Source organism: Compostibacillus humi (assembly GCF_014637175.1).
In the GTDB taxonomy this organism is placed as follows: Bacteria; Bacillota; Bacilli; order Bacillales; family Amphibacillaceae; genus Oceanobacillus; species Oceanobacillus humi.
In genome coordinates this window covers 73,180-92,879 of sequence record NZ_BMEV01000001.1, presented here as the reverse complement: position 1 = coordinate 92,879, position 19,700 = coordinate 73,180, and the positions used below count along the sequence as shown (strand labels likewise).

Below are 19,700 nucleotides of genomic sequence, written 5' to 3'. Positions count from 1 at the left end.
CGCCCGTGGCACTTTCTGCATTTTTCGGAGAGCGCCTTGCATGGGCGGCATTTTAGAAAAAGGGAGTGTTTATGGTGAAGTTTTTGTTGTACCGGTCGGGGATACATGATGCGACGATCTTTTTTCGGGAAGATGGCGTCTATTTTCAGAAACGGAGCTGGATAACGTACGAGTGGGGAACAGTTCGGGAAAATCGGATTCAGGAGGCTGCCGCGCAAGTTTTAACGGAAAAAAAGGCGAAGGAATTTGAAGAAAAATATCATATTCATCCGCTCCTTATTTGGGAGCGCTACAGCGAATACAGAAAGATGATTAAAAGCAAGCAGAATGCTGTCAAAACGTCTTGGGGTGCAGTTTACGAAAAAGCTGATCATTCTATGTTGTTTTGCGGGCTGCCGTCCCGAACCACGATGACAGGCAAAGACACACCGCAACATCAAGCAGCCCTATGGGTGGAACGGGAGAAAAAATATCCCATTGATGTAGTAGCTGTCCAAGGGAAACCCGTTGCTTTTGTTAGCCCATCCCGGGAAAACTGCTCCGTTCTTGTGGAGGAAGGGATGGAAAAGTGGACGCCTGTTGCGCTATGGGACGACGAAAAAATTTCCCCGCCCCGCTATGCGGCAGAGCATCTCGGCACCTTTATGGTCGCGATGCGGGATGGGGTTAAGCTTGCGACCGACGTTTGGCTTCCGCAAAAAAGGACAAATCCTGTGCCGGTCATTTTCGTCCGCACCCCCTATGGGCGCCTGTCTTACGTCTGGCAATACGCCACGTTTATTCAGCGGGGCTACGGGCTTGTTATTCAAGATACCCGGGGCCGACACGATTCCGAGGGAGAGTGGCTTCCGAAATTTTACGAACGGGAAGATGGAGACGATACCCTCAATTGGATTGCAGCACAACATTGGTGTGACGGGAATATCGGCATGATTGGCGCCTCGTACAGCGGGTATGTGCAATGGGCCGCGGCAGCAAGCGGGAATCCCCATCTGAAAGCATTGGTCAGCATCGTAACTGCCGGCAGTCCGTTTATCGATATTCCGCGCAAAGGCGGTGCGTTTGTCTCGGGAATGCTCGCCTGGACGTTTGCCATGGCAGAAAAACAATTCCGTCCGGACAACATGGAACGGGATGATTGGGACGAGGTGCTGCGCCATCGTCCAATTAAGGATATTCCGAAAAAAGCGCTGGGGAAGGAAATTCCGTTTTGGAACGAATGGATGCGCCATTCCCGTTACGACGATTTTTGGGAAAAAACCGACTGGTCTCGATATAAGGAAAAGATGAAGGTGCCGGCGATGATTATTTCCGGCTGGTTCGACGATAACGGCATGGGGACGACGGAAGCGCTGGAAATGGTTGCCGAATTTGCTGCCGAGGACCGAAAAATCATCCTTGGGCCGTGGATGCACCAGGCGAACACAGCCCGGGATTTGCAAGGCGTCAGTTTGGGTAATCACGCCTTACGGTACGATTTGGACGTTTTGATTCAGAAATGGTTCGACAAAAAATTAAAAAAGATCAACCACGATATGGGCCCGGCGGCAGAATATTATGTGCTCGGTGAAAATCGGTGGCATCAGGCAACGCACTGGCCGCCGGAGGATGCAGGACGGTTTACGTGGTATCTTGGCAGCGGCTCGGCATTAATGGAGCGGCCTGCAGAGGAAGAAGGCTATAAGGAATATGGTTATGATCCGGAAAACCCGGCTCCCCACCTGATTGACGTGTCGGAAAATGAAATGGGCGTTCCGGCAAATTATAAGGAAGTGGAACAGAGGGAAGACGTGCTTGTCTTTACGTCAGCTCCTTTTGCCGAGCCGGTGACGATCGCCGGGGATATGATAGTATCCTTTTATGCCTCCAGCTCTGCCCGGGATACGGACTGGGTAGTGCGCATTACCGACGTGGATCCGGAGGGGAACTCGATGAAATTGGCGGACGGGGTGCTGCGGGCAAGATTTAGGGAAGGGTTTGACAAGGAAGTATTGCTGGAACCTGGGAAAGTTGAAAAATACGAAATTCGCACGTCAAAATTTGCCAATACGTTTCAGCCGGGACACCGGATTCGCCTGACGATTACGTCCAGCGCAGAGAATTTTATTTTTCCAAATTCGAACACAGGAAACGATCCGGCAGCGGACATAGAGACCGTTCCCGCTGTTCAGCGCATTTACTACGGCGGCCGCTATCCATCCAAGATAGTTTTTGGGTCTGACCACCAATAGTGTTTCAAAAAGCGGTGTCGGACAAACTTTTAACGTGCTCGCTACGTTCCATTAAAAAAAGCTTTTCCTCTTTGGGAAAAGCTTTTTATTATGGTGTTACGTTACCTTTTTTACGACGAGTGCTTTTGTAAAACTCGTAATTTGGCAATCTTCTATCTGTTCTTTTGGCACTAATCCTAATTCCATCGCTGCTCTAATTTTTTCATCATCCGGCTTTTTGATTACTTTGATTAAATCGTTTAATTGAAGCGCTTCCAGTTTTTCCACCGTTGTTTTTTCGTCAAATTTCACCGATTTCCTTATTTGCCGCTGGAGTTTGTACGCCCCTTCCGTGATTTCCCCTTTTCGATTCACCCCGACTTGATCGTCAAAGTATTGATGAAATTGCCGTTTCAAATAATTTAATTCCTCTTCCACTTCCTTTTTCTTTTCCGTCAGTTCGTGAAAACGTGCAATCGTTTGTTCGGTAATTTCAAAATCGGTCATGTTCCTCCCCCTTCCATAATTCTCCATCACGTCTGATGCCACATTGCTAGATTTCGTATTGGTATATTGTATTTATAAAATCGAAAAATATTACTTTTAGGTGGGGGTTGATAGAAAGAGCAGAAAGGGATGTGAGGAATTCCCATCTATGTTAGAATAGATTGTCAGGTGCCATTGGTGCCGCTGCTTGCAGAAAAATGTCAGAAGTGCTGGCAGGTGCCGCGCCAGGCACTGCCTGAATTTGGCGGAATGATCTAGGAGTGAACATCGATTGAATAAGCTTTTTCAACATAAATGGTCTGTGATCATCATTGCGGTTTTTTGTTCGATTTTGTGGGGAAGCGCTTTTCCCGTACTGAAGGTGAGCTACGAAGAATTGCAAATGGCTCCGGAGGATACGATGGCAAAAGTCGTCTTTGCGGGAATGCGGTTCTTGCTTGCCGGACTCATCGTGCTGGCAGGGCTGCTCTTAACAAATCGGAAACATCTTTTTCTTACCCGCAGACAATTTCTTGTCCTGCTTCTTTTAGGCGTCATTCAAACGGCGCTCCAATACTTTTTCTTTTATAATGGTCTGGCCAAAGTGACCGGGATGCAAGGAGCGATTTTATCCTCCTGCGGAACCTTTTTCACCGTCTTGCTCGCCCATTTTTATTACCGGAACGACCGGATGAACCGGAAAAAAGTGCTCGGTCTTCTCTTCGGTTTTACCGGCATTATCGTTGCCAACTGGGGGCAAGAACTGAAGCTTGTGTTCCAGCTGGACGGGGAAGGGTTTATGATTCTGTCCGGCTTAACGAGCGCTGTTGCGACGATTATGGCAAAGGAACTGGCGACAGGAATTCATCCTTTTGCGATTACCGGCTGGCAGCTTACCCTCGGAGCGGCGGTGATGCTATTGATTGGCGTTCCGCAGCTGGAGCCGGGAGCGATGGTGTTTACCCCTCTCGGCTGGGGACTGTTCATCTATTCTGCGTTTCTTTCCGCAGCTGCCTTCGCCCTATGGTATTCCATCCTGAAATATAACAACGCCGGGGAATTGAGCATGTATAAATTTATCGTGCCCGTTTCAGGCGCTTTGCTGTCGGCTTTATTTATTCCCGGCGAAGTGCTCAATGTCTTTATTTTGGCGGCGATTGCCCTCGTTGCCATCGGAATTATCATCGTCAATTACCATAAAGAAAAAGCATAGGTACGAGGGGCAGAAAAGACTGGAGCAAGAAGCCAACTGAATTTTGCCGAATGCCAATAACAAAGCCGGGACGAGCGTTTTCGCACGTCCCGGCTTGATTTTTAATAAAACCGTTTGAAACCGTCAAATTTGCTCTTCCAGTAAGAGTTGTTCAAGCTTGTAATCTCTACTCCGTTCGAACTTGCATGAACAAATTGGTTGTTTCCGATGTAAATGCCTAAATGGGAAATGCCAGATTTATACGTATTGGCAAAGAACACCAAGTCTCCTACTTGCGGTTTGTTGACATAGTAGGAACGGTCGTAATATCCGGCACTGGAAAGGCGTTTTACGGATTGGCCGCTCTGATTAAATACATAATAGATAAAGCCGCTGCAGTCAAAACCGCTCGGGTCCGCCCCTCCCCATTTGTACCCGGTACCGACTAAGTTTTTGGCCACGCTGACAAGCTTGTCCACCTTTGCACTTGGGCTTTTCTCCTTTGCCGGAGTGCTTGGTGCATTTCCGGTGTTCCCGTTCGGATTAATCGTTAGTTTTTGGCCGATAAAAATCAGGTCGGATGTTAAATTATTCCATTTTTTCAAATTGCTGACCGTTACCCCGTATTGGGAAGCAATCCGTGACAACGTGTCGCCGGATTTCACGACATACACTGAAGAAGATCCGGTTTGCGGTTTATTGTTTCCAGTTGAGCTGGAGTTTTTATTCGATTTATTGTTCGTTGCCGTTTTTGGCTGACTGACGACGAGCACATTGCCCGGATAAATTAACGTCGTATTTAAATTGTTCCATTTCATCAAGTTTTGCAGCGAAATGTTATGTTTAGCGGCAATTCCGCTTAAGGTATCCCCCGCTTTTACCGTATACGTTTTTGCTTTATTGCTGGAATTGGAAGAAGTATTGCTCTGATTGTTGTTTTGTTTTTGTTTGGAATTGCTGGAGGTATTCGAAGTGCTCGTTTTCAATACTTGGTTTGGAAAAATAATGTCAGAAGTTAAATTATTCCAAGTTTTTAAATTGGCGACGGAAACATTATGTTCCCGGGCGATTTTCCATAACGTATCTCCCGGTTTTACTTTATACGATGATGCCTCTGCTTCACCTGCTCCTGCCAGAAAGGTTGCTACCGCAGCCCCTGCTGTAACAGATAGCATTACTTTCTTATTCGACAATGTCCACCCTCCTATGAAAATATGATTGCTTTACGAACAAATATAGGAATGAATGATTACGCACGTTCCGTTCCTTCGCAAAGGTGTACCTCGTTCACCCTCTCAAAGTACTATTAATCTTTAAATCTATCATACTGGTAAAAATTACAAAATTCAACATGGTGCAACAAGAAAGAGACATAAGTCCTATGCATTTTTTCGGCGTTTTTCGACATGTTTTGAGAAAGCTTGGCATAAGTGGTGTTTACTGCAAGATTGGAGAAATAGATGGTCGTACCTATGCCTCTTGCCAGAATGTTTTATAAATTTTATAATTATTGTTATTATCTTTGAAAAGGTTGAAAAGGGGAGTGAGGGCAGATTGCCTATTAATATTCCGAAGAATTTGCCGGCAGCAGACATTTTAAAAGAAGAGAAAATTTTTGTGATGGATGAAGAGCGGGCGCGGACCCAGGATATTCGCCCTTTAAATATACTTATTCTTAATCTCATGCCCGAAAAAGAAAAAACCGAACTGCAGCTGTTGCGCCTGTTAGGAAATACGCCATTGCAAGTAAACATCACCTTTTTGCGGACGGCAACCCATCGTTCTACCCATGTCAGCAAATATCATTTGGATACGTTTTATACTACCTTTGACAAAATTAAATCCCGCCGTTATGACGGAATGATCATTACCGGGGCGCCGGTGGAACATTTGGAATTTGAAGAAGTCAATTACTGGGAAGAATTAAAGGAAATTATGGAATGGACAAAAACCCATGTAACGAGCACGTTACATATATGCTGGGGTGCCCAGGCCGCATTGTACTACCACTACGGCATCGGGAAATACCCGCTTCCGAAAAAATGCTTCGGCATTTATCAGCATGACGTTGCCGACCATAAAGAAAAATTATTGCGCGGCTTTGACGAAATTTTCAATGCCCCGCATTCGCGCCATACCGGAACGGCGAAGGAGGACATTGAAAACCATCCGGACCTCAGGCTCTTGTCTGTTTCTGAGCTGGGAGACCCGTTCATCATCATTTCCAAGGATTCGAAAAACATTATGATTACCGGGCATTTGGAATACGATGCGACGACGCTGAAAGACGAATACGAGCGGGATTTGAAAAAAGGGCTCGACATTGACATGCCGGAAAATTATTTTCCGAATGACGATGCGACGAAACGTCCGCTGCATACGTGGCGTTCCCATAGCCATCTGCTTTTCTCCAACTGGCTCAATTATTACGTTTATCAAGAAACGCCGTACGAGTGGTGAAAAAAGGGGCGTAATCTGTCGGGTTCAGGAACTTCTTTTTCCGGCACGGTCCAATGAATAAGCAACAGCACCCTTTTTGGCCATCGAATCATCCCCAACAACGTCGAGCTTGGCGTGCGTTCCATCGAGCATAAAAAAGGTACCTTGCATCGATGCAAGATACCTTTTTTTGTTTCATTCAGTTAGAAAACGGTGCCGGGTGTTTCCCATAGTTTAATGAAGCTGCTTTGCTCCGAGATAGCGCGGGGACCAGTAAGGATTGTCCATATTGCTGATGGTGACGCCAGCGGAAGTGCTGGCATGAAGAAACTGGCCATTGCCGAGATAAATTCCCGCATGGGACGGTCCTTTTTTATACGTTTCAAAGAAAACGAGATCCCCTATCAACAGGCTTGCAACCGGTTTGCCTGCATTCCAGATCGTTTCTACTGTCCGGGGAATCGAAATCCCGTTTTGCAGGAAGACGTAATGCAAAAATCCGCTGCAGTCAAAGCCGGCAGGACTTGTTCCGCCCCAAACGTAAGGAACGCCGATATATTTTTTCCCTTCCGCAATCAGCGCCTCGACAATGTTGGCAGAAGGCTGAACAGCAGAGGGTTTGCCGGAAAGTTTCAGTGTTTGTCCGACGCGGATGCTATTGGATGTGAGTCCGTTCGCCTTTTTAATCGCCTGAACGGTCGTTCCGTGCTTCACCGCGATGGAATATAGGGTATCTCCCGGCTTGACGGTATACGTTTGTGCCGTGCTGGCAGAGCCGGAAAGCTTAAGCGTTTGTCCGACGCGGATGCTATTGGATGTGAGTCCATTCGCTTTTTTAATCGCCTGAACGGTCGTTCCGTGTTTCACCGCGATGGAATATAGGGTATCCCCCGGCTTGACGGTATACGTTTGTGCCGTGCTGGCAGAGCCGGAAAGCTTAAGCGTTTGTCCGACATGGATGGTATCCGAAGTGAGTCCGTTTGCGTCTTTAATAGCTTTTACCGTCGTTCCGTGCTCCTTGGCAATTTTAGAGAGGGTGTCGCCGCGTTTTACGGTGTAAGTGGTGCTGTTTCCTGTTTCGCGTGCGGCATTTGGCAGTGTTAACCTTTGACCGACGTAAATCGTGTTCGAGGTGAGTTTGTTCAAATCTTTAATGGTTTGTACTGTCGTTCCGTAGTTTTTCGCAATCTGCGTGAGGCTGTCGTCTTTTTTGACAGTATAGTAGACTGGCTTGTTTACAATCAGGGTTTGGCCGCGAAAAATCGTCGTAGAATCCAGATTATTCCAATCTAGTAAACTCGCTACCGGCACATTATATTTTTGCGAAATAGACCATAGACTTTCTCCTGATTGTACGGTATGGGCCTTTGCACTTGCTTCTGCTGCGTAGCCGAAACCTCCGGCAAAGATTCAAGCTGCAATTGTCATTGAAATAACTTGTTTTTTAATAATTAGTTCCTCCTTAAGGATCAGTTGAATTTAAAATGAACAAGTCTATTCTACAGCGGATTGGATGGTACAAGTAAGAAGTAAATTATGGCAGTTTTTCCAGAAAGATAGGCTTGAAAGGACGGATGGATGTTTGGGGACGCTAACATTTTTCCGGACTGAAAAAAACGCACTCTGCCGGCGAGCAAAGTGCTGTTTTTATAAATCGGGAATTTGCCAATCGATCTGGTCTTGTCCTTGCTGCTCCAAAATACGATTCGTTTTGGAAAAGGGTTTGCTTCCGAAAAAGCCGCGATGGGCCGACAGCGGACTCGGATGGGGCGCTTTTAAAATAAAATGTTTCGACGTGTCGATGAGTGCCTGTTTTGCCTGGGCGGATGCTCCCCACAATATGTATACGACCGGGCTGTCCTTTTCGTTTAACAGCTCAATTACGCGATTAGTGAAGTTTTCCCAGCCTTTTCCCCGATGGGACTGGGGCTGGCCCTGTCGGACGGTGAGCACCGTGTTTAGGAGAAGCACCCCCTGTTTTGCCCAATGGACAAGGTGTCCGTGATTCGGAATGGTACAGCCGAGATCGTCATGCAATTCTTTGAAAATATTTTTCAATGACGGTGGTGCAGGGACTCCCGGCTTTACAGAAAAACTGAGCCCATGGGCCTGATTTGGTCCGTGGTAAGGGTCTTGCCCTAAAATGACGACCTTCACTTTATGGAACGGCGTGTAATGGAGCGCGTTGAAAATATCGTACATATCGGGATAAATTTGCTTTGTCGCATACTCCTTTTTCAGAAACTCTCTTAACTGCAAATAATACGGTTTCGAAAATTCCTCCTCCAACAGAGGTCCCCAATCATTGTTTAAAATCTTTTTGCTCAAAGGATCAGCTCCTTTCTCGTATCTTAAGTGCCGTCAATGTCAGGCACTAAGCTTAGCGCTAAAACAAATAATAGAACATGTCGTCAAGCTGCTGGATGACCCGGGAAAGGAGGGCATCTCCGAGCAAGAACGCAATCGCAAAAATGAGTACAACCGTTAACAGACTATAATAAACTTTTTGTCCCTTTTTGTCCGCCTCCGCTGCCTTTTCGTAAACAAACAGAACCGGTACGTAGAGTAAGGCAAGGCTCACCGAGAACAGAAGAGGCAAGACGGTAAGAAAAGCGGACCGGATGACTGCGCCAACGAAAGCAATCCCGTTTAACGCAACGAAGGGCGAAAACAGCGCCCCGAATTGGGCAACCATCTTCTGCAAAGGTATCTTGCTTTTCGCTGCTTTCGTCATGACAAAGGCACTAAAGAAAGCGATGGCGACAAGCACAAGCATCACAAACAGCATGCTTAACATATAGGAAAACGGCATCGACGTCTCCATCATAAAAAATCCGCCGATGGACCGGAAAATAGAATTGGCCAAAAGATAAACAGCCAAAGCGTAAAACAAGGCAAATAAGCCGATATTTACTAATCCATATGTAAAATATTTCTCGTTCGTCAAGAAGGCAAGGGACGGATTTTTCAGCAAGGTGACAAAATAAGTCCAGTAATTGTTCAATTCCCTTTTTATTTTCTCGCCGCTCCTGGAACGGGATGATTCTTTTGTTTCACTCGCTTCCGGCGCGTTGTCCTGCTGCGGGTTTTCATCTTGCTCTTGTACATCCGTTTTTGCAATGGCGGCTACAGGATTAGGCAGCATCGTGCCGCATCTTTCGCAATAATTGCCGGACGCTTGTTCAAAATCACAATTCGGACACTTCCACACATTACTTCCCCCTATCTTTTCTACCTCTCCATATTATAAAGGTGCCGCCGGTGCCTGTCACTCCCAACGAAACATCAGCATATTATTCACGAAAAAGTCATGAATGTTAGGAAAAAAGTACCAACCCTAACTGTTATAATATAGATAAGGAGTGTTAGATAAAAGGGGGTTTTCCCAATGGATGGCTGCGGCGAAAAGGAAACCATTTTGCTGATTGATGATGATCGGGAATTTATATCGGGTTTAAAAGAAAATCTGGAAAAGAACGGGTACGTCGTCGCCGTTGCAGTGACGGCGAAGGAGGGTATCGAGAAGTTTTATAATCTGAAACCTTCCTTTGTCACTCTTGCCATTTCTTTGTCCGATTCGAACGGGCTGGAACTTTTGCAAAAGATTGTAACTGTTGCACAACAAGCGTTCACCCCGATTGCCGTGGTCAGCAATCAGGATACGCTGGAAAATCGGATTTTGTCCTATGAGATCGGGGCAACCGACTTTATTTCTAAACCGCTCTATTTTGACTTATTTCTCCCGTATTTAAAAAATCGGCTGAAGTCGAAAAAATATATTGAAGAGTCGAGCACCGTCGATGAACTGACGGGGGCGCTAAACCGGAAGGCGATGGAAAAAATTTTGAAGAGCTTTATTGCGTCTTTCCACCGGTATCAGCGTATTTTTACCGTCGCCATGATCGACGTGGATTTTTTCAAAAAAGTGAACGACAAATACGGCCACCTGGAAGGGGACCGGGTGCTCAGGACGTTATCGAAAATTATTCGCCGGGAAAAAAGGGAATCGGATTATTTTTTCCGTTATGGAGGAGAGGAGTTTTTGCTGCTCATGCCCCATACGACGCTAGAAGATGCCAAACATTTAGTGGACCGGATTCGCCTCGCCTTTCAGCGTCACCCGTTTACCGTCGGTGGCGAAACGTTCCATGTCACCTTCTCCGCCGGCATTGCCTCGATCCGTTCCTGCAACGGCAAGCTGGACGTCCTGCTCAAGCAGGTGGACGACGCCCTTTACGAAAGCAAGCGAAAAGGGCGAAACTGCATTACGTTGGCAACGTAATTTCATCGATTGCTTGACAAGGGCCGGACGGATGAACATGATAGAATTTAAACAATAAAAAATTTTTTGTAATAGGATGAGGAGGGAGAAGGTGGGCTTAGAACTATTTTCTTTAGAAGGCAAAGTAGCAGCAGTTACAGGAGCCACCAGAGGAATTGGAAAGGCTTTGGCCATTGCCCTGGCTGAAGCGGGAGCGGATATCGCATTGCTGCAGCGGGATCCATCCCAGTTCCACGTAAAAGAAGAAATTGAAGCGTTAGGGAGAAAGTGTGAAATTATTCCGTGCGACTTGCTCCATTTAGACCAGGTCAAAAAAGCGGTTCCGGAAGTAATCAATCGGTTCGGGAAACTGGACATTTTAGTAAATAACGGCGGAATTCAGCGGCGAAATCCGGCCGTGGAATTTCTCGAAGAAGATTGGGATGATGTGTTAACGGTCAATTTAAAGGCAGTTTGGATTTTGTGCCAGGCTGCGGGCCAACATATGGTGCCGAGAAAAAGCGGAAAAATTATTAACATCGCCTCATTGAATTCCTTTCAAGGAGGGATTACGATTCCTGCCTATGCTTCGGCAAAAGGCGGGGTTGCCCAATTAACAAAAGCTCTTTCCAACGAATGGGCAGTTCATAATGTCAATGTGAATGCAATTGTGCCGGGATATATTGCTACAGATATGAACGAAGCATTAATTCAAGATGAAACGAGAAATCGGCAAATCTTGGAAAGAATCCCTGCCGGCCGCTGGGGCACACCGGAAGACTTTAAAGGAACGGTCATTTATTTGGCATCGGATGCTTCCAATTTTGTGCATGGCCATTTACTGGCGGTGGATGGAGGCTGGCTAGGCCGATAGACCGAAAAATAGAATGGAAAATAAAAAAATTAATCAAAATTTGCCAGGATATGAAAATCTTGGCAAATTTTTTTATCGTCAAAAAGACTGATTTTTCGCGGAAATTCGACCCTTCTGGTAAAAAGATGAAATTTTTTTAAAAAAAACCCTTGTAAAACGCTTACAAACTGATTATACTATATTTAAAATTTAGTAAAACGATTTAGAAAACTTTCATTGTTTTAGTAAATCGGTTTACTAAAATATTTCAAATTTTATATTTATATCGTTTGAACCATGTGAATGCTAGTGCGAAGGGATTAACGTTTTCCATACATACCTAAAAGAAATAATCAGATAGGCGGAAAATTTAAAAAAAGCAGGATGAATTTCCTTCTCTTTCTAAATCGTTTTAGTTTTTTTAACGGGGTTGCTTGGGGGGATAGGATGAAAACAGTCACAATCATCGATGTTGCAAAGAGAGCAGGGGTGTCCAAAAGTACCGTTTCTCAATATTTAAACGGCCGCTACGAGTATATGGGAGCAGATACGAGAGAACGAATTAAACAGGCCGTGGAGGAATTGGGATATCGCCCGAATACGATTGCTAGAAGTTTAAAAAAGAAAAAAACGAAAACGATTGGCGTCATTCTTGCAAACATCTTGTACAGTTTTTCGACTAAAGTGATACGTGCCATTGAAGATGTATGCAATCGGGAAGGGTACCAGGTAATTATTTGCAATGCGGATGACAATCCTTCAAAAGAAAAATGGTATATTGAGATGCTCCTTGCGAAACAAGTCGATGGCATTATCGCCATTCCGACAAAAAGCAATATTGATTTGTACCGGAAGCTGAAGGAAAGAAATTATCCCCTTGTTTTTGTCGACCGGTATATTGACGGGCTGGATATCAGCACGATGATGCTCCATAACGAAAAAGCGGCAAAAATGTGTGTGGACGAGCTGACGGATAACGGCTATGAGCGAATTGCCATGTTAACGATGGAACCGATCAGCATTACCCCAAGGTTTGAACGGATACAAGGATATAAAAAGGCGCTGGAGGATAAAGGGCTTAAGGCAACAGAAGATTATATCGCCTCCGCCCCTTTAAAAGAAATGCAAACCCGGCTAAAGGAATTAATGGCCTTAAAGCAGCCTCCTCAAGCAATTATCGCCATCAATGACTTATCTTTTATGCAGCTTTTAACCTTTGTGAAGGAAAATAAGCTGGAAGTTCCGGGGGATTTGGCCATCATCGGAATTGACGATATTTCGTTTGCCGATTTATTCGATCCGCCATTAACAACGATAGCTCAGCCGGCTTTTGACATCGGACGGGAAGCAGCTGCTGCGCTGATTCAAAAAATAAATAATCGTTATGTCATGGATGCGGACATCCGGCGGTTTGAGCCAAGGCTGATTCGAAGGGCATCATCGACGAAAAGCTAGCAAACTAGCAAACCATGTTGACTTTGTTTGGAAACATCCATGTTCATCAATAGAATATGAGTTTCTAACATCAAGAAAAAGGAGAGATACAGATGGGAAAACCAATATTTCATGGAATCATCCCGCCGGTTTCCGTCATCTTTAATGAAAAAGGCGAATTGGACCGGGAAGGAACAGGAAAAGTCATTGACTTTCTCATTGACGCAGGCGTCGATGGACTATTTTTCCTCGGAAGCAACGGGGAATTTAGTCAAATGTCCGTACCGCAGCGGAAAGAAGTAGCCGAATTTGCCGTGGAATATACGAGAAAGCGGGTTCCGGTTTTAATTGGAACAGGAAGCTCGGTCACGGCGGAAACGGTAGAATTAAGCCGTCTTAGCGAATCAATCGGCGCAGACGGATTGGTCGTCATCAATCCGTATTATTGGCAGCTGACAGAGGACAACCTCTTTGCCCATTACGCCGAAGTGGCACAATCGACGAAGCTGCCAATCGTTCTTTATAATTTTCCGGACTTAACCGGACAAAACTTAACACCGGAATTTGTGCTGAAACTGGCAAAGGCTTATCCAAATGTCGTTGGAATTAAAGATACGGTGGACACCGTCGGACATATCCGGGAACTGATCTTGAAAGTGAAGGCTGAAATTCCTGAATTCTCCGTCTTCTGCGGATATGATGATCATCTGTGGAACACCCTTTCCTTAGGAGGGGATGGAGGAATGTCCGCAAGCGCAAACTTTGCACCGGAACTGACCATCGGCATATACAAGGCCTTTCAGGAAGGAGATTATGCAAAAGGGATTGAGCTATTGCGGAAACTTGCCTATATCCCGCTCCTTTACAAGCTGGATTCGCCCTTTTCCAATGTCATTAAAGAGGCAATGCGCATGACGGGATTAGACGTTTCCACCCATGTCCTTGCGCCGGGACGGAAATTGTCTGAGGAAAAGAAAAAGGATGTTGCCGAAATCCTGCAGCAGGCAGGATTATTGGCAAAAGACGCATCGATTCTTGCGTAAAAGACAGCTGCTTCATTGGCGGAATTGCATAGAAGGAGAGAGGAGAAGCGCATGGATGTTGTCACGATAGGAGAAACAATGGTTCTGTTTACTCCTCAATCACAGGGGCAAATGCGGTATGCAACCAATTTCAACCGAAAATTTGCCGGTGCAGAAACAAATGTAGCTATCGGGCTGGCTAAGCTCGGACATAAAGCAGGCTGGATCAGCCGGGTAGGAAATGATGAATTCGGAAAAGCGATGGTTTCCTTTGTCAAAGGCGAAGGGGTGGACGTGAGCCAAGTCCAATATGACCGAGAAGCTCCAACGGGATTGTTTTTCAAAGAAATACGAACGATGCAGCAGTTTCGCATCCAGTATTACCGGAATGGCTCCGCCGCCAGCCGGATGTCGAAGGAAGATATTAACGAAAATTATCTGAAACAAGCAAAGATTCTTTATATAAGCGGGATTACGCCGGCATTAAGTGAATCCTGTTACGAGATGATTGTATATGCAGCGAAACTGGCAAAAAAACATGGACTGACCGTCGTGTTCGACCCGAACGTCCGCCGGAACCTCTGGTCAGAGGAAAAGGCGAGAAAGGTGCTGCTCGAGCTTGTTTCCTATAGTGACATTGTCCTTCCGAGTGTGGAAGAAGGGGAATTTCTCTTCGGCACAAAAGAGCCGGAAGAAATCGGCAGCGAAGTGTTAAAAAGAGGAGCATCGATGGCGGTCATTAAAGTCGGTTCCCGCGGCGCCTGGTATGTGACGAAGGACAAGCAGGAGCTTGTACCGACGGTTCAGGTGAGTGAAGTGAAAGATCCGGTCGGTGCCGGGGACGGATTTTGTGCAGGATTTCTCTCCGGTTTGCTGGACGGTCTTTCGGTGAGGGAAAGTGTGGCGCGAGGGAATCTCGTCGGTTCCATCGTCGTCCAAGTCGACGGAGACGTGGAAGGATTGCCGGACCGGGAAGAACTCGGACTGTATACTTCCGCCGCCGAAGATATTCGCAGGTAGATGGAGGTGGAAAGGTGAACGATTTTCATTACATAAAAGAACATGGAATTGTCGCCATTATAAGAGGGCAGAAACAGGAAAATATTCTTCCCATTATCGAAGCCCTCTGGAAAGGCGGCATCCGAATTGCAGAAATTACGGCAGATACGCCGGGAATTACGGCCGCCTTGCGAGAGACGGTCGATGAATTTGGCGAAGAGATGCTGATTGGAGCCGGAACCGTGCTTGATCCGGAAACGGCGAAATCCGTGATTGACAGCGGCGCAAAGTTTATTATCTCCCCGACGTTAAACACGGATACGATCCGGCTGACGAAGCGATACGGCTTAATGAGCATTCCGGCGGCGATGACGCCGACGGAAATGCTTTCGGCATATGAAGCAGGAGCAGACTTGATTAAGCTTTTCCCGGCTGGAAGCCTCGGGCCGGACTATATCAAAGCCGTCAAGGGACCGCTTCCGCAAATCCCCATTATGCCGACAGGGGGAATTGATGTAAATAACATGGAAACTTTCTTCAAGGCAGGTGCAGCTGCAGTTGGAATTGGCGGATCACTAGTCCGGGGGAATATGGAAGTAACAAAGGAGTCGCTGGAAGCGTTGACGGCAAAAGCCAGATTATACGCAGATACGTTTGCCGAGATAAAGAAGAACAAGGATAAAGTTTCGCTGTAAGAACAACGAAGCGAAGAGCATATAGACAAAGGGAGATGAAAGACAATGGGCTTCAAAGTATTGTTTTCCGATTATGAATATACATCTGTCGAAATCGAAGAAAATTTAATCCGCGAACAAGTTCCGGATGTGGAATTTATTCATGCCCAATGCCGGACAGAGGAAGAAGTTATCGAAGTAGCAAAGGACGTAGATGCCATTATTAATCAATACGCTCCTTTAGGAAAAAAAGTTATCGAACAATTGGAGAATTGTAAAGTAATCGCCCGCTATGGTGTCGGTATTAATACGATCGACCTGCCAAGCGCGGCAACGAAAAACATTACTGTCTGCAATGTAACCGATTACTGTTTAGATGAAGTGTCGGATCATGCCCTTGCGCTGATTTTATCGTTAGCAAGAAAAGTAACCTTTTTGAACAATAAAGTGAAGCAAGGGATTTGGGACTACAAAGTAGCCACTCCGATGTTCCGCTTGAAAGGACGGGTACTCGGTCTGTTAAGCTTTGGAAACATCGCCCAAAAAGTGGCACAAAAAGCGAAAGTATTTGGGTTTAAAGTCATTGCCTATGATCCGTTCATTCCGGAAGAAGCAGCAAAAAACTTGGATGTAGAACTCGTTGATTTTGATGATCTGTTCAAGCGGAGTGATGTTATTTCTGTTCATACCCCGTTAAACGATGCTACTCGCGGAATGGTCGGAAAAGAACAATTTGCATTAATGAAAAAAGAAGCATTTATCGTGAACACATCCCGCGGCCCGGTAATTGATGAAAAAGCACTGATTGAGGCGCTGCAAAATCATGAAATTGCCGGTGCTGGTTTAGATGTTTTGGAAATAGAGCCGATTGAGGAAGGAAATCCGCTATTGGAAATGGAGCATGTCATTTTAAATCCGCATGCTGCCTGGCATTCCTCGGAATCGGAAATTGAACTGAAAACGAAAACAGCGCAAAATGTCGCCGATGTTTTGCTAGGAAAAGAACCAAAATATGTTGTTCGTCCTTCGTAATGTTTTGTAAGGATGAAAAAATTACTATTCATCATTGATATGTAAGGGGATACATATCCCCTTTCATATAAAAAAATTCTCTAAGGGGGAAACACAATGAAAAAGCTATCTTTATTACTTTTTAGCCTGATGCTAGTTCTCGTACTGGCTGCATGTGGCGGAGGAGGAAATGATGATGCTTCCGAAAGCAGCGACAGCAACGAAACTAGCGAAAGCAGCTCTGGAGAAGATGCAAGCAGTGAATCTTCCGGAGATGCTGAGTTTGTCATCCGGGCAGGAATCGGATTGAACTCGGAGCATCCGCAGTATGCCGGATTGCTGAAGTTTAAGGAAATCGTCGAAGCAGAAACAGACGGTGCCATCGTCGTCGAAACGTATCATAGCGGACAGCTTGGAGACGACCGTTCGATGATGGAAGCATTGCAGCTCGGATCTCAGGAAGTAACGATTCCATCGACTGCGCCAATCGCAAACTTCGTGCCAGAATTTGCTGTATTTGATATTCCATTCTTAATGCCAAGCGTGGAAGTAGCAGACGCCGTTCTTGACGGAGAAGTAGGACAAAAACTATTAGATATGCTGGAAGAGCAAAACCTTGTCGGATTGGCATACTGGGAAAACGGATACCGTGATATGTCCAACAGTGTGCGTCCAATCGAATCATTAGCAGATTTTGAAGGCTTGAAGATTCGTACGATGGAAAACGATCTGCACTTAGCAGCATTCCGTGCGATGGGAGCTAACCCGACACCGATGGCCTTTACAGAGCTGTTTACCGCCTTGCAGCAAGGAACGGTAGATGGGCAGGAAAACCCGATTGCAACCATTTACCTGGAAGGCTTCCATGAAGTACAAGAGTATATTTCTGCTACAAACCATGTTTATACACCATTCGTGTTTATGATCAGCAAACCGTTCTATGACAGCTTGCCAGCTGAGTATCAAGAAATTGTTAAAAATGCAGCAATTGAAGCAGGAAAATTTGAACGGGAAGAAAACCGTAAAGCAAATGAAGAATACAAACAAGCTTTAATTGACGAAGGGGTTAACTTTAACGAAGTAAGCGACGAAGCGAAAGAAGAAATGCGTGAAGCTGTACAGCCTGCTGTAGACGAGTTTGCCGAAACAATCGGAAAAGAGATTGTGCAAGAAATCTACGACGCGATTGAAGCAGCACAATAAGAAGGAGGGGAGGAGGGTACGCTTTGACTGCCCTCCTCTCCAAAAATATGACATTTGAAAGGAAGTGAGAAGGAGTATGAAAGTGATTCGCTGGATTGATAAATATTTAGAAGAGTCCCTGCTCCTCGTTCTTGGCTCGGTTATGACCGTCATAACCGCCTTGCAAGTATTTATGCGCCATGTCATGAATTCTTCCCTTTCCTGGTCGGAAGAGTTGGCAAGATATTGTTTTATTTGGCTCGTATACATAGGCATCAGCTACGGGGTAAAAATGCAAAGACATATTAAAGTAGATGCATTGCTTCATTTCTTAAAAGATAGACAGAAGATTTATTTAAGTTTAATTGCCAATCTAATATTTTTGGCATTCTCCATCTTTATTGTGATATACGGATACGATATTTCCCGGCAGCTTCTAGGATGGGGTCAAACGTCACCAGCACTGCATATTCCAATGGGAATAGTATATTTAGCCACTCCGGTTGGTTTTGCCATTACTTCCATCCGACTAATTCAACAAATCATTCTTCAGATCTTAACTTTATTGGGCAAACGGGATTTTGATGTAAAAACAGAACAAGACTTTGCTCTGGAACAAGAGGAGGAAATAAGTTAACCACGTGATTAAAGGAGGTTTCATCCATGACAACCGCAGTTTTATTCGGGAGTTTTGCATTGTTTTTGCTGTTAAGTGTACCAGTCGGAATTGCACTAGGGATTGCAACTTTAGTGACGATTATTTATACAGGCTCTTTGCCGATTGAGTTCCTTGCCCAAGGTCTGGTTACCTCTGTCGACTCCTTCCCGATTATGGCTGTTCCGTTTTTCATTCTTGCTGGTGAAATTATGGGGAAAGGCGGAATTTCCGAACGGTTATTTAATGTAGCAAACCGAATGGTAGGTAATATTACTGGAGGATTTGCCATTGCAACGGTTGTAACGTGTATGTTCTTTGCAGCCATTTCCGGATCTGCTCCGGCAACGGTTGCCGCTATCGGGGGAATTATGATTCCGGCAATGGTAAAGCTCGGCTATGATCGTACTTTTTCCGCTGCTGTTGTTGCTGCTGCAGGTTCGCTGGGGGTCATCATTCCGCCGAGCATACCGATGGTTATTTATGGAACGTCTTCCGCTTCTTCGATTGGAGACTTGTTTATCGGAGGTATTATTCCGGGAATCGTCATTGGGCTTGCCTTAAGTGCATACGTTTACTATTATGCCCGGAAAAAAGGGTATAAGGGCAGCGGAGAAAAGTTCTCCTTCGCGAAATTGTTTAAAGCAATTTGGGATGCAAAGTGGGCTTTAGCTATTCCGCTTATTATCCTTGGCGGAATTTATGGCGGGATTTTTACCCCGACCGAAGCGGCAGCGGTCGCTGTAGTAGTCGGCCTGGTAGCCGGTATCTTCATTTATCGCGAACTAAAATGGAAAGACATCCCGCGAATTATTATTGATTCTTCTTTGACGACAGCGACGGTGCTGATTATCGTCGGGACTGCAACTGCCTTTGGAAGATTATTAACGGTAGAACAAATTCCAAACCAGATTGCCGAATGGATGTTATCGGTTTCCGAGAGCCCGATTATTGTTATGCTGCTTATTATCGTTCTATTGCTCATCGTCGGATGTTTTATGGATACGCTGGCAGCCATTATTATTTTAACGCCAATCTTGCTTCCAATTGTAACCGGTCTTGGATACGACCCAATTCACTTCGGAATTATCATGGTCGTTGGTTTGGCTGTAGGATTTATTACACCGCCAGTTGGCGTGAACCTGTTTGTTGCCCAAGGAATTTCCGGGGTAAGTTTCGGCGGATTAGTAAGAGCAGTCATACCATTTATCATCGTGATGACGATTACGTTGCTTATTATTACGTATGTTCCTCAGTTGTCATTGCTCTTAATCCGATAAAA

General features: G+C 45.5%; 18 protein-coding genes and 2 pseudogenes. 13 read left to right on the top strand and 7 right to left on the bottom strand.

Features of this window, described 5'->3' with window-relative positions:
- Positions 1-74 precede the first annotated feature (74 nt).
- Positions 75-2,231: a CocE/NonD family hydrolase gene (locus IEV18_RS00400; RefSeq protein ID WP_229733498.1), complete on the top strand. Its 2,157-nt coding sequence runs from the start codon at positions 75-77 to the stop codon at positions 2,229-2,231.
- A gap of 96 nt (positions 2,232-2,327) precedes the next feature.
- Here IEV18_RS00400 and IEV18_RS00395 read toward each other — a convergent pair whose 3' ends face one another.
- Positions 2,328-2,717: a hypothetical protein gene (locus IEV18_RS00395; protein ID WP_188390379.1), complete on the bottom strand. Its 390-nt coding sequence runs from the start codon at positions 2,715-2,717 to the stop codon at positions 2,328-2,330.
- A gap of 271 nt (positions 2,718-2,988) precedes the next feature.
- On the opposite strand from IEV18_RS00395, the gene IEV18_RS00390 reads away from it, so the two are divergent.
- The gene (locus IEV18_RS00390; RefSeq protein ID WP_188390378.1) at positions 2,989-3,909 is read left to right on the top strand and encodes a DMT family transporter; all 921 of its coding nucleotides are present in this window, start codon (positions 2,989-2,991) and stop codon (positions 3,907-3,909) included.
- Positions 3,910-4,010: 101 nt separating this feature from the next.
- On the opposite strand, the gene IEV18_RS00385 is transcribed toward IEV18_RS00390, so the two are convergent.
- Entirely contained in the window at positions 4,011-5,081 is a 1,071-nt protein-coding gene (locus IEV18_RS00385; RefSeq protein ID WP_188390377.1) for a C40 family peptidase, read from the bottom strand.
- A 361-nt stretch (positions 5,082-5,442) separates the two neighbouring features.
- On the opposite strand from IEV18_RS00385, the gene metA reads away from it, so the two are divergent.
- Positions 5,443-6,348: a homoserine O-acetyltransferase MetA gene (gene metA, locus IEV18_RS00380; protein ID WP_188390376.1), complete on the top strand. Its 906-nt coding sequence runs from the start codon at positions 5,443-5,445 to the stop codon at positions 6,346-6,348.
- A 24-nt stretch (positions 6,349-6,372) separates the two neighbouring features.
- On the opposite strand, the gene IEV18_RS17415 is transcribed toward metA, so the two are convergent.
- The 5 genes and pseudogenes from IEV18_RS17415 to IEV18_RS00365 form a co-directional block, all read right to left on the bottom strand.
- A complete protein-coding gene (locus IEV18_RS17415; RefSeq protein ID WP_268235406.1) occupies positions 6,373-6,498 on the bottom strand; it encodes a hypothetical protein in 126 nt (41 codons plus the stop codon).
- A 63-nt stretch (positions 6,499-6,561) separates the two neighbouring features.
- Positions 6,562-6,885 (bottom strand): annotated as a pseudogene (locus IEV18_RS17655) (C40 family peptidase); the annotation flags it as partial.
- Positions 6,886-7,293: 408 nt separating this feature from the next.
- A pseudogene (locus IEV18_RS17650) lies at positions 7,294-7,638 on the bottom strand (LysM peptidoglycan-binding domain-containing protein); the annotation flags it as partial.
- A gap of 336 nt (positions 7,639-7,974) precedes the next feature.
- Entirely contained in the window at positions 7,975-8,655 is a 681-nt protein-coding gene (locus IEV18_RS00370; protein WP_188390374.1) for a uracil-DNA glycosylase, read from the bottom strand.
- A gap of 58 nt (positions 8,656-8,713) precedes the next feature.
- A complete protein-coding gene (locus tag IEV18_RS00365) occupies positions 8,714-9,538 on the bottom strand; it encodes a zinc ribbon domain-containing protein (protein WP_188390373.1) in 825 nt (274 codons plus the stop codon).
- A 177-nt stretch (positions 9,539-9,715) separates the two neighbouring features.
- Between IEV18_RS00365 and IEV18_RS00360 the strand changes: the two genes are divergently transcribed.
- From IEV18_RS00360 to IEV18_RS00315, 10 genes are all read left to right on the top strand, one after another.
- Positions 9,716-10,609, top strand: coding sequence for a GGDEF domain-containing response regulator (locus IEV18_RS00360; protein WP_188390372.1), 894 nt, complete (start codon positions 9,716-9,718; stop codon positions 10,607-10,609).
- A 91-nt stretch (positions 10,610-10,700) separates the two neighbouring features.
- Positions 10,701-11,462 carry an SDR family oxidoreductase gene (locus IEV18_RS00355; RefSeq protein ID WP_308421521.1) on the top strand — a complete coding sequence of 254 codons (762 nt, stop codon included), beginning with the start codon at positions 10,701-10,703 and terminating at the stop codon, positions 11,460-11,462.
- A gap of 426 nt (positions 11,463-11,888) precedes the next feature.
- Positions 11,889-12,896, top strand: a complete 1,008-nt coding sequence (locus IEV18_RS00350) for a LacI family DNA-binding transcriptional regulator (protein WP_188390370.1) — start codon at positions 11,889-11,891, stop codon at positions 12,894-12,896.
- A gap of 92 nt (positions 12,897-12,988) precedes the next feature.
- Entirely contained in the window at positions 12,989-13,918 is a 930-nt protein-coding gene (locus IEV18_RS00345) for a dihydrodipicolinate synthase family protein (protein ID WP_188390369.1), read from the top strand.
- A 51-nt stretch (positions 13,919-13,969) separates the two neighbouring features.
- On the top strand, positions 13,970-14,917 hold the full coding sequence (locus IEV18_RS00340) for a sugar kinase (RefSeq protein WP_188390368.1): 948 nt from the start codon (positions 13,970-13,972) through the stop codon (positions 14,915-14,917).
- A 14-nt stretch (positions 14,918-14,931) separates the two neighbouring features.
- A complete protein-coding gene (locus IEV18_RS00335; RefSeq protein ID WP_188390367.1) occupies positions 14,932-15,591 on the top strand; it encodes a bifunctional 4-hydroxy-2-oxoglutarate aldolase/2-dehydro-3-deoxy-phosphogluconate aldolase in 660 nt (219 codons plus the stop codon).
- A gap of 45 nt (positions 15,592-15,636) precedes the next feature.
- Positions 15,637-16,602 carry a C-terminal binding protein gene (locus IEV18_RS00330; RefSeq protein ID WP_188390366.1) on the top strand — a complete coding sequence of 322 codons (966 nt, stop codon included), beginning with the start codon at positions 15,637-15,639 and terminating at the stop codon, positions 16,600-16,602.
- Positions 16,603-16,698: 96 nt separating this feature from the next.
- Positions 16,699-17,784, top strand: coding sequence for a TRAP transporter substrate-binding protein (locus IEV18_RS00325; RefSeq protein WP_188390365.1), 1,086 nt, complete (start codon positions 16,699-16,701; stop codon positions 17,782-17,784).
- A gap of 76 nt (positions 17,785-17,860) precedes the next feature.
- The gene (locus IEV18_RS00320) at positions 17,861-18,400 is read left to right on the top strand and encodes a TRAP transporter small permease (protein WP_188390364.1); all 540 of its coding nucleotides are present in this window, start codon (positions 17,861-17,863) and stop codon (positions 18,398-18,400) included.
- Positions 18,401-18,426: 26 nt separating this feature from the next.
- Positions 18,427-19,698, top strand: coding sequence for a TRAP transporter large permease (locus IEV18_RS00315; RefSeq protein WP_188390363.1), 1,272 nt, complete (start codon positions 18,427-18,429; stop codon positions 19,696-19,698).
- Positions 19,699-19,700 lie beyond the last annotated feature (2 nt).

What these genes read in the sequence shown, in the direction of transcription:
- IEV18_RS00330 (WP_188390366.1), top strand. Translation starts at nt 15,637, where the DNA reads ATGGGCTTCAAAGTATTGTTTTCCGATTATGAATATACATCTGTCGAA.
- IEV18_RS00340 (WP_188390368.1), top strand. Translation starts at nt 13,970, where the DNA reads ATGGATGTTGTCACGATAGGAGAAACAATGGTTCTGTTTACTCCTCAA.
- IEV18_RS00345 (WP_188390369.1), top strand. Translation starts at nt 12,989, where the DNA reads ATGGGAAAACCAATATTTCATGGAATCATCCCGCCGGTTTCCGTCATC.
- IEV18_RS00395 (WP_188390379.1), bottom strand. Translation starts at nt 2,717, where the DNA reads ATGACCGATTTTGAAATTACCGAACAAACGATTGCACGTTTTCACGAA.
- IEV18_RS00350 (WP_188390370.1), top strand. Translation starts at nt 11,889, where the DNA reads ATGAAAACAGTCACAATCATCGATGTTGCAAAGAGAGCAGGGGTGTCC.
- IEV18_RS00315 (WP_188390363.1), top strand. Translation starts at nt 18,427, where the DNA reads ATGACAACCGCAGTTTTATTCGGGAGTTTTGCATTGTTTTTGCTGTTA.
- IEV18_RS17415 (WP_268235406.1), bottom strand. Translation starts at nt 6,498, where the DNA reads ATGCAAGGTACCTTTTTTATGCTCGATGGAACGCACGCCAAGCTCGAC.
- IEV18_RS00325 (WP_188390365.1), top strand. Translation starts at nt 16,699, where the DNA reads ATGAAAAAGCTATCTTTATTACTTTTTAGCCTGATGCTAGTTCTCGTA.
- IEV18_RS00320 (WP_188390364.1), top strand. Translation starts at nt 17,861, where the DNA reads ATGAAAGTGATTCGCTGGATTGATAAATATTTAGAAGAGTCCCTGCTC.
- IEV18_RS00360 (WP_188390372.1), top strand. Translation starts at nt 9,716, where the DNA reads ATGGATGGCTGCGGCGAAAAGGAAACCATTTTGCTGATTGATGATGAT.